Source organism: Acinetobacter sp. YH12098, from assembly GCF_013419235.1.
GTDB classification, from domain to species: Bacteria; Pseudomonadota; Gammaproteobacteria; order Pseudomonadales; family Moraxellaceae; genus Acinetobacter; species Acinetobacter amyesii.
The window spans coordinates 64594-73999 of sequence record NZ_VPAO01000017.1 but is presented as its reverse complement, the minus strand read 5'-3'; the positions used below and the strand labels follow the sequence as shown (position 1 = coordinate 73999).

Below are 9406 nucleotides of genomic sequence, written 5' to 3'. Positions count from 1 at the left end.
ATTTCGATCAATCAATCAGTAAAAATCCACACAAGTTGTTCTTCATAATCTCTTAATGATCTTCTTGTTGGTTCGTCACCAGCAAGCTAGGTCGGCTATATTACTCTTTATTTCTAAAGAGTCAACCAGTAATTCAAATTATTTTTAAACTTATCAAATAAAACCCAACTAAATCAATTCAACCAAGTCATTGTTTTATCAGAAGTTTTAATCTTCATCACCGCCGATGGATGTGCATTCTACAGCATTTCAGGACCGTTGCAACACCTTTTTTATGATTTATTTTACGCATGTCGTTTTTTTAAACACATAAACATTCTTTTGTATTATTATTGGGCTATATACGCCCTATTTCATATAATAAAACGTATATAAACCCAATTTTCATTCCATTTAATTTAAGAATTTTTGATTTCGTATGGTTGTTTTTAAAAAAACTGCCTATTTAATAATGGCGTGCTCCATTTCACCCATATTATATACAGCTCCCACAGCAAATATTTTCACAACCACTTTCTCTATATTGAGTTATGCCAAGTGGGAAACCACTTCACCCAAATTTTGTGTGATTAATAATTCAAGTTTAGTCAATGATTTTAAAAAACTTGCACCAACCCACAGCACTTATAAAATTACAGCCATCAATGTGAATGACATCAAATCCAGTCATTGCCAAGTTTTATTTTTTTCCAATCTATCAGCAAAAGAAGAACAAAGTATTTTAAACAACCATGTTAATTTCCCCGCCCTCTCTCTAAGTAGTAACAATAGTGAGTGTGAGTCTGGCAGTGCATTTTGTTTGTATAAAAAAAATCAGAGTTATTCGTTTAAAGTTAATATGGAAAGCTTAACGCAGTCACAAATACATATTGATCCACGCGTTTTATTACTGGCGAAGTCATCGGAGTCAGCTGAATGAAACAACTCTATAATCCAATTACATTACACCAATTATTTACGCGTTCGCAGCTCACTATCTTTGCTTTAACTTTTACGATTTGTTCTGCGATTTTTTTGGTGATTTCCACTTATACTATGCATACCTATGCAAAAAACAGCTTAACGATTTTATCAAATGCGATAAACGAACGTGTTCAACCCGCTGTGGTCTTTAATGACCAAACAACGATGCGTCAAATTTTAAATGAATACACTCAACTGTATCCCATTCGATCGATTGAAATTACCAACCATCAAAATGCGTCGCTTGCTCATGCTGAGCAACAAGAAATTTCAACATTCTCTAGCCAAGCGATTTTAGATTATTTCTTTTTTAGCCAACCGATTCGTTTAGATATTCATCATGATCAGAAAAGTTACGGCGAACTGGTCGTATATGGAAACTCTTCAGATTTAGTTAGTTTCTTCCATAAAATTTTGCTGGGCTTGTTTTTAGGTTTTATTCTTTTATTAGCTACTGTGTTTTGGTCGGTGAATTCTGTTTATCAATACTTAATGCAATCTGTTCGCTCTATTGTTGAATCAGCCCAAACCATTAGCATTAAGAAAGATTATAAAATGCGGGTTTCAAACTCTGATATTCAAGAATTACACGCGCTTAGTACCGCCTTTAATGGCTTACTCAGTGAAATCGAACAGTCGAATAAAAACTTAATTTCAGAAAATGACAAACTTATTCATCTAGCACGTCATGATGCATTAACCCAATTGCCAAATCGTAATTATTTTTATGAAAAGCTATTTGAACTTTTTGACTTACAAGCGAACGCTGCTGTGTTCTTTGTCGATATTGAAAACTTTAAACATGTGAATGACCAATATGGGCACTTAGCTGGGGATGCTGTACTGCGCGCCTCATCACACTGTTTAAAGCAAGCACTGCCAGATGATGCTTTCGTTGCGCGACTCGGTGGTGATGAATTTGCAATTATTATCAATCGCTTAAACTTCCTGACGGAACTCGAAGTCTTTTGTCACAAAATACATGACTGCTATAGTTCCACATTTGTTTATGAGCAACATAATATTGCATTACAAGCTAATATTGGTGTGGCACTTATCCAAAATGCAAAATCGCCAGAAGATTTGATCGCAGATGCGGAACGCGCGATGTATGATGCTAAACTTTCGAATAATCATTGGTGCATTGCACTACACCACCCCAACTCATAGGATTTGCTATGTTAAAGAACGCATTTAAAGTTTTATTTATACTTGCATTCACGGCTACTATGACAGCCTGCATGAGTTTAGGTAACTTAAGCTATAAACAAGCACGTATGCTTAAAAAAGAAGGTTTTGTCTTGACCAATGATGGTTGGACACTTGCCCTACCAGAACGACTTTTATTTGGTTTTGATGATTATCAAATACAACCTCACCAAGAAGGCAAACTAAATACCCTCGCCACTCAACTGATTAAATATGACCTAAACAAAATTAAGTTTATTGGTCATACGGATAATGTTGGACAAGCCAATTACAACCAACAACTGTCAGAAAAACGTGCGCAAAGCGTCGCAAACGTCTTTTTAAAGCAAGGTTATAACAGTTCAAATATTCAAATTATTGGCCGTGGTGCTGAACAGCCGATGGTCTCTAATGACACTGAAACCAATCGTGCCATCAACCGTCGCGTAAATGTCACGATCATTCCCTAAATAGCGGAATTTAGAAAAGCCACCTTATGGTGGCTTTTTTATTGTGTTTATAAATTTTAGGCATAAAAAAACCGTTATATGCGGCATCTTTTACAGTATTGTTTTTGAAATAAATGGTCGGAGCAGTAGGATTCGAACCTACGACCCCCTGGTCCCAAACCAGGTGCACTACCAGGCTGTGCTATGCTCCGCTTTCAACTTTAAAAGTTGGGGTGAATGATGGGATTCGAACCCACGACAACCGGAATCACAATCCGGGGCTCTACCAACTGAGCTACATCCACCATCATGTTCTTGCTTGTGAATAACCAATATAACGCATTTTAAATTACAGGCATAAAAAAACCGCTGTATGCGGTATCTTTTATCGACCGTTTTCTTTGAGAAAATGGTCGGAGCAGTAGGATTCGAACCTACGACCCCCTGGTCCCAAACCAGGTGCACTACCAGGCTGTGCTATGCTCCGAATTGGGGTGAATGATGGGATTCGAACCCACGACAACCGGAATCACAATCCGGGGCTCTACCAACTGAGCTACATCCACCATCACAACAAGTTTCAGATTCTATTATCAGAACACCATTAAAATGGCGCGCCTGACAGGATTCGAACCTGTGACCATCCGCTTAGAAGGCGGATGCTCTATCCAACTGAGCTACAGGCGCATTACCGATGACATAGACTATCACGCGATTTTTGCCTTGAGAAATTGGTCGGAGCAGTAGGATTCGAACCTACGACCCCCTGGTCCCAAACCAGGTGCACTACCAGGCTGTGCTATGCTCCGTTTCATCTCAGCTTTCGCTGTATCGCATATCGTGCGGTACGGTGTGCATTCTAGGCGTGACGTTGATTAACGTCAACACCTATCTTCAAAAAAACATAAAAAATCATTTCAAGCGATTATTTATCAAGCACTTTAATCATTTTTCAAGCAAAAATTAACGTTTTAAACTGGCACTGAAATTCAACATCCGATCTAAAGGCAATTTAGCACGCTCAGCCAATGCCGCATCTACAAAAATTTCCTGATCGCCTTTTTGTAAAACTTCCAGAATGCCATCCAATTCATTCATCGCCATCCAAGGGCAATGCGCACATGAACGACAAGTCGCTCCCTCACCTGCCGTCGGTGCTTCGATGAGAATTTTATTCGGCACAGCTTGCTGCATTTTATAAAAAATACCGCGATCTGTTGCCACGATTAAACGTTCGTGTGGCAAGGTTTGTGCAGCCTTGATCAATTGCGAGGTGCTACCGACGGCATCTGCAATATCCACCACAGATTCTGGTGACTCTGGATGTACCAAAACTGCTGCATCAGGATACAGCGCTTTCATATTGGCAATCCCACGTGCACGGAACTCTTCATGGACAATACATGCCCCATCCCATAGCAACATGTCTGCACCAGTTTTCTTTTGAATATAGCGACCGAGATGCTGATCGGGTGCCCAAATAATTTTTTCACCTAAACTATCTAAATGCTCAACAATTTCAACAGCACAGCTCGAGGTTACCACCCAGTCTGCACGTGCTTTCACTGCCGCCGAGGTATTGGCATATACCACAACCGTATGATCCGGATGTTCATCGCAAAATTTGGTAAATTCATCGACCGGACAGCCCAAATCAAGTGAGCATGTTGCCTCCAGAGTAGGCATCAGTACGGTTTTTTCAGGAGATAAAATCTTTGAGGTCTCCCCCATGAATTTCACCCCTGCAACCACCAACGTCGTTGCTTGATGGTCACGACCAAAACGTGCCATTTCAAGTGAATCCGAAACGCATCCACCGGTCAGTTCTGCTAGTTCCTGCACTTCAGGATCACAGTAATAGTGTGCAACAAGGACAGCGTTACGTTTTTTGAGTTCCGCTTTAATTAATTCAAACTTTTCAAGCTTTGCAGCTTCCGTTAAGTGATGCTCTTTAACATCACCCAAACGATCCAAATGCGCTTGTACAATTGATTTTGCTTCATTTGCAATTAAGTTGTTTGCATTATTCATCACAACGTCTTCTCTACCCTTAATGCCTGCTACTACACAGGTGCTTCACAACTGACCCATAAATATGGCACTTGGCTATTTTTTACCGGTCATTAAAAAGTTCCACTTATAAAAAAGCCTCACAACGGAGGCTTTTCAAAAACATCAAATATCTTATGAACGGTAATCTGCGTTAATCTTGACATAATCATACGACAGGTCACAGGTATACACAGTATCTCGAGCACTGCCACGTCCTAAATCTACACGGATCGTGATCTCAGATTTCTCCATCTCTGCAGCCCCTGCTGCTTCGGTATAATCTGCTGCGGCACCACCGTCTTTACAGATTTGAATATCACCTAACCAGACCTGAATTTTTTCAACATCTAAGTTTGGCACACCTGCATAACCAATAGCTGCCAAAATACGGCCCCAGTTTGGATCTGATGCGAAGATTGCAGTTTTAACCAACGGTGAATGTGCGATGCTATAGGCAATATCACAACATTCTTGAGTATCTGCGCCGCCTTCTACCGCCACAGTAATAAACTTCGTCGCACCTTCACCATCACGGACAATGAGCTGTGCAAGACGCTTCATTACACGTGTTAACACGTCTAAAACAGCAGCATAACGTGAATCTGATTCTGAAGTAATTTCTACGCCACCAGCTTGGCCCGTTGCAATCAAAATACATGAGTCATTCGTTGAGGTATCACCATCCACCGTAATACGGTTAAACGACAGGTTAACTGTGGTTTTCAAAAGCTGTTGCACTAGCTCACGGCTAATGGGTGCATCAGTTGCCACATAGCTCAACATGGTCGCCATATTTGGACGAATCATGCCTGCGCCTTTAGAAATACCTGTCATGGTATACAGAACGCCATCTAGTTCGAACTGTTCAGATGCACCTTTAGGTGTTGTATCTGTGGTCATAATGCCCGTTGCCGCATCCAACCATGCATCTTCCTGCAAACTATCTAATGCGGGTTGCAAGCCTTGAACCAAACGATCAATAGGTAATTGCTCACCAATTACACCTGTTGAAAATGGAAGAACTTCTGTATTTTGAACACCTGCCAGTTCTGCCAGTTTCGCACACGTCGCCTCAGCATTTGCCATGCCGATTTTGCCAGTACCGGCATTGGCATTTCCGGTATTAATCACCAAATAACGTGGATTACCTGCTAATAAGTGTGCTTTCGAAATATGAACAGGCGCGGCACAAAATGCATTTTGAGTAAATACGCCTGCAACATTAGAACCTTCAGCAAATTCAAAAATGACAAGGTCACGTCGGTTCTGATAGCGCACATACGCTTCAGCCGAACCGATTTTTACACCTTTCACCACATGCATCTGTGGCATAGATACGTCACCAACTGCCATTTTTCAACGTCCAACTATATGAGTTATAAAAAATACAGCTTAGTGCAAAATCTATAAAAAATCGAGCAGAAGCACGGTTTTGCTGTAATTTTATTGTGGATTTCTTTTGCACATAAAAAAACCAGTCTTTCGACTGGTCTTTATCCATGTTCGTCGTAAATTAGTTACGCGCAAGCTGAGTTGCTTCATCAAGAAGCACTTGTTTCGCTTTTTGTTGACTCGCAGCAGAAAGGGCTGGGTTTTCAGCCACAATACGGTCAGCATTCGCCGCATTGGCTGCTGCAATTTTTGCAGTTTGCAATACGATTGGACGATTTGGATTGGCAAAGGTATAACGAATACCCGTACGCGGGCTTGCTACAGTCACTTGACCGTCAGTACCAATCTGTACTTGAGTTGTTGTTGGACCAACTGCTTGTTGAACTTTCTCTACAGAAGTCGTCTGAGGAGCGTTTGCAAAGGTAAAAGTTGGCAAAGCCAAAGCAGCAATCATGAACGGTTTTAGTACTTTTTTCATTGTCTTTTCCGTCTTACGGTTATTGATAGAAACTAAATAACATTTAATCCGCTGCACTGCAAATACTATTCAGGTCAGATTAGTAGTGTAAATAAAAAATCAGAGCGCGAAGGCTCTGATTTATTTGAAATTAAACAATGCTGTTTAGATTTTACCGTGACATTGTTTATATTTTAGACCTGAACCACATGGGCAAGGCGAGTTACGACTTTCTGGCGGAACAATCACTTGCTCTGCAGGTGTGTATTGCGCATCGATAACATCATTACCATTGGCTTCAGCCAACAAATTATCAAAGTCATTGTGTGACAATTGAAGATTCATTGATTCAGCTTGAGCCTGTTTTTGAGCTTCCATTTCTGCAAGTTCTTCGGCTGTAGGCACATGAATACGAGATAAATCTGTCACGACATCGGACTTAATCACAGCAAGCATGTTTACAAATAAATTAAAGGCTTCTTTTTTGTATTCTTGCTCAGGATTTTTCTGCGCATAACCACGTAAATGAATCCCCTGACGTAAGTAATCCATTGCTGCCAAATGCTCTTTCCAATGGCGGTCCAATGAATTCAACATAAAGTGACGTTCGAGCATTGCAGCCGTTTCGTCACCCATTTGCGTACGACGTGAACGGTAGTGCTGAAGAACTTCATCAGTAATACGTTCAACCAAAGCTTCCTCATCCAAACGACGATCTTGCTCTAGCCACTGCGAAATTGGCAATTCAATCGATAGATCTTCACGAAGTGCTTTTTCAAGACCTTCAATATCCCACTGATCGTGAATAGACTCAGGTGGAATATATACTTCGATCATGCCTTTAGTCACATCGTTAATCATTGTTTCGATGTAATCTTGCAATGATGCTTCTTCAAGAATTTCATCACGTTGAGAGTAAATAATCTTACGTTGCTCGTTGTTTACGTCATCGTATTTCAATAGATTTTTACGAATATCGAAGTTACGTGCTTCAACTTTACGTTGTGCATTTTCAATCGAGCGTGACACCATTTTATGCTCAATGGCTTCATCTTCTTTCAGACCCATGGCACGCATCATCGCAACCACGCGATCACCAGCAAAGATACGCATCAAGTCATCTTCAAGCGACAAGTAGAACCGTGATACACCTGGGTCACCTTGACGACCCGCACGACCACGTAACTGGTTATCAATACGACGAGATTCATGACGTTCTGAACCAATGATGTGTAAACCACCAGAGTTCAACACCATGTCATGATTTTGTTCCCACTCAGCTTTTAAACGCGCTTCATCTGCTGCCGTTGGCTCTTCAATCTTCGCCAGTAAGGCTTTCCAGTTACCACCCAACAGAATATCGGTACCACGACCGGCCATGTTGGTAGCAATCGTCACTGCACGCGGTGAACCCGCTTGCGCAATAATATCCGCTTCACGCTCATGTTGTTTCGCATTGAGCACTTCATGTTGAATGCCAGCTTCTTTCAGCTTATCTGATAAAATTTCAGAGGCTTCAATGGTTGCTGTACCAATCAGAATCGGTGCAACACCTGCTTCATGAACACGTTGAATTTCTTGAATGATGGCGTTGTATTTACCTTCACGGTTTAAATAGATTAAATCATTTTGGTCATTACGAATCATCGGGCGATGGGTTGGAATCAGTACAACATCCAAGCCATAAATTTCTTTCATTTCTGCAGCTTCAGTATCTGCAGTACCCGTCATCCCTGATAATTTCTTATAAAGACGGAAATAGTTCTGGAATGTGGTGGTTGCCAAAGTTTGGTTTTCAGGTTGAATTTCCAAACCTTCTTTGGCTTCTACCGCTTGATGCAAACCTTCAGACCAACGACGACCCGGCATGGTACGACCGGTGTTTTCATCGACAATAATCACTTCACCATCATTGATGATGTAATGCACGTTGCGTTGGTATAGGTAATGCGCACGAATGGCCGCAGAAACATGGTGTACCAAGTTTAAGTTTGCAGATGAATATAGACTTTCACCTTCAGCAAGCAAGCCCATTTGAATCAATTCAGCTTCCACGGTTTCATAACCGACTTCGGTCATTTCTACAGAACGCTGTTTTTCATCAATCCAGAAGTGACCGCCATCTGGCACCTTCTCTTCTTTTTGTGCATGAAGTTTTGGTGGGATGCTGTTAATTGCGGCATACAACTGAGAAGAGTCTTCTGATTGACCAGAAATGATCAACGGTGTACGTGCTTCATCAATCAGGATCGAATCGACCTCATCGATGATGGCATAGGTTAAGCTGCGCTGTTTTTTCTCAGCAGCAGAAAACACCATGTTGTCACGCAAGTAGTCGAAACCGAATTCGTTGTTGGTACCGTAAGTAATGTCAGCACGATACGCTTGAGCTTTTTCAGTCGGGTCTTGCATTGAGTAGATGATCCCAATGCTTAAACCTAAAAATTCGAATAATGGACGGTTTAACTCGGCATCACGCTGCGCCAGATAATCGTTCACTGTAATCACGTGAACGCCTTCGGCACTAATGGCATTGAGGTAACAAGCAAGCGTTCCCATGAGGGTCTTACCTTCACCGGTACGCATCTCTGCGATCTTACCTTCATGTAAGGTAATACCACCAATCAGCTGTACGTCATAATGACGCATGCCCATGACACGCTTCGCAGCTTCACGACAAACAGCAAACGCTTCAGGTAATAATTTATCAAGGCTGTCGCCTTTTTTATAACGTTCTTTGAATTCTTCAGTTTTTGCAGATAAGTCTGCATCGCTTAGAACAGATATCGTCGGCTCGAGCGCATTAATCTTCTCTACGATTTTACGCATGCGTTTGAGTTCGCGCTCATTTTTGGTACCGAAGATTCCTCCGATCAGACTTGCCAACATGAATAGACTCTCTAAA

At 41.3% G+C, this 9406-nt stretch carries 7 protein-coding genes and 6 tRNA genes; 3 read left to right on the top strand and 10 right to left on the bottom strand.

Annotated features, from left to right (window positions below; translation table 11 throughout):
• Window positions 1-418 precede the first annotated feature (418 nt).
• Genes FTU38_RS07380 through FTU38_RS07370 form a run of 3 tightly spaced genes read left to right on the top strand, consistent with a single transcriptional unit; the run spans window position 419 to window position 2621 of the window.
• Complete coding sequence (locus FTU38_RS07380; protein WP_180012517.1) at window positions 419-919, top strand: YfiR family protein; 501 nt, start codon at window positions 419-421, stop codon at window positions 917-919.
• Window positions 916-2133 carry a diguanylate cyclase domain-containing protein gene (locus FTU38_RS07375; RefSeq protein WP_180110887.1) on the top strand — a complete coding sequence of 406 codons (1218 nt, stop codon included), beginning with the start codon at window positions 916-918 and terminating at the stop codon, window positions 2131-2133. The genes FTU38_RS07380 and FTU38_RS07375 overlap by 4 nt, the downstream gene beginning before the upstream one ends.
• A gap of 8 nt (window positions 2134-2141) precedes the next feature.
• Complete coding sequence (locus tag FTU38_RS07370; protein WP_180005407.1) at window positions 2142-2621, top strand: OmpA family protein; 480 nt, start codon at window positions 2142-2144, stop codon at window positions 2619-2621.
• A gap of 114 nt (window positions 2622-2735) precedes the next feature.
• On the opposite strand, the gene FTU38_RS07365 is transcribed toward FTU38_RS07370, so the two are convergent.
• From FTU38_RS07365 to secA, 10 genes are all read right to left on the bottom strand, one after another.
• Window positions 2736-2812, bottom strand: a tRNA-Pro gene (locus tag FTU38_RS07365).
• Between the two features lie 17 nt (window positions 2813-2829).
• Window positions 2830-2905 (bottom strand) — tRNA-His (locus FTU38_RS07360).
• A gap of 105 nt (window positions 2906-3010) precedes the next feature.
• Window positions 3011-3087: transfer RNA gene (locus FTU38_RS07355), tRNA-Pro, on the bottom strand.
• A 3-nt stretch (window positions 3088-3090) separates the two neighbouring features.
• Window positions 3091-3166: transfer RNA gene (locus tag FTU38_RS07350), tRNA-His, on the bottom strand.
• 44 nt (window positions 3167-3210) lie between these two features.
• A tRNA-Arg gene (locus FTU38_RS07345) sits at window positions 3211-3287 on the bottom strand.
• A gap of 45 nt (window positions 3288-3332) precedes the next feature.
• Window positions 3333-3409: transfer RNA gene (locus tag FTU38_RS07340), tRNA-Pro, on the bottom strand.
• Between the two features lie 154 nt (window positions 3410-3563).
• Window positions 3564-4631 (bottom strand): quinolinate synthase NadA, encoded by a 1068-nt coding sequence (nadA, locus tag FTU38_RS07335; RefSeq protein WP_180110886.1) that lies wholly within the window; start codon window positions 4629-4631, stop codon window positions 3564-3566.
• Window positions 4632-4784: 153 nt separating this feature from the next.
• On the bottom strand, window positions 4785-6005 hold the full coding sequence (gene argJ / locus FTU38_RS07330; protein WP_180011740.1) for a bifunctional glutamate N-acetyltransferase/amino-acid acetyltransferase ArgJ: 1221 nt from the start codon (window positions 6003-6005) through the stop codon (window positions 4785-4787).
• Window positions 6006-6165: 160 nt separating this feature from the next.
• A complete protein-coding gene (locus tag FTU38_RS07325; RefSeq protein ID WP_180055834.1) occupies window positions 6166-6522 on the bottom strand; it encodes a hypothetical protein in 357 nt (118 codons plus the stop codon).
• Between the two features lie 144 nt (window positions 6523-6666).
• A complete protein-coding gene (gene secA / locus FTU38_RS07320; RefSeq protein ID WP_180110885.1) occupies window positions 6667-9390 on the bottom strand; it encodes a preprotein translocase subunit SecA in 2724 nt (907 codons plus the stop codon).
• Between the last annotated feature and the right edge of the window lie 16 nt (window positions 9391-9406).

Excerpts from the sequence above, each read along its gene's own strand:
- FTU38_RS07380 (WP_180012517.1), top strand. The coding sequence starts at position 419 with ATGGTTGTTTTTAAAAAAACTGCCTATTTAATAATGGCGTGCTCCATT.
- FTU38_RS07375 (WP_180110887.1), top strand. The coding sequence starts at position 916 with ATGAAACAACTCTATAATCCAATTACATTACACCAATTATTTACGCGT.
- FTU38_RS07370 (WP_180005407.1), top strand. The coding sequence starts at position 2,142 with ATGTTAAAGAACGCATTTAAAGTTTTATTTATACTTGCATTCACGGCT.
- nadA (WP_180110886.1), bottom strand. The coding sequence starts at position 4,631 with ATGAATAATGCAAACAACTTAATTGCAAATGAAGCAAAATCAATTGTA.
- argJ (WP_180011740.1), bottom strand. The coding sequence starts at position 6,005 with ATGGCAGTTGGTGACGTATCTATGCCACAGATGCATGTGGTGAAAGGT.
- FTU38_RS07325 (WP_180055834.1), bottom strand. The coding sequence starts at position 6,522 with ATGAAAAAAGTACTAAAACCGTTCATGATTGCTGCTTTGGCTTTGCCA.
- secA (WP_180110885.1), bottom strand. The coding sequence starts at position 9,390 with ATGTTGGCAAGTCTGATCGGAGGAATCTTCGGTACCAAAAATGAGCGC.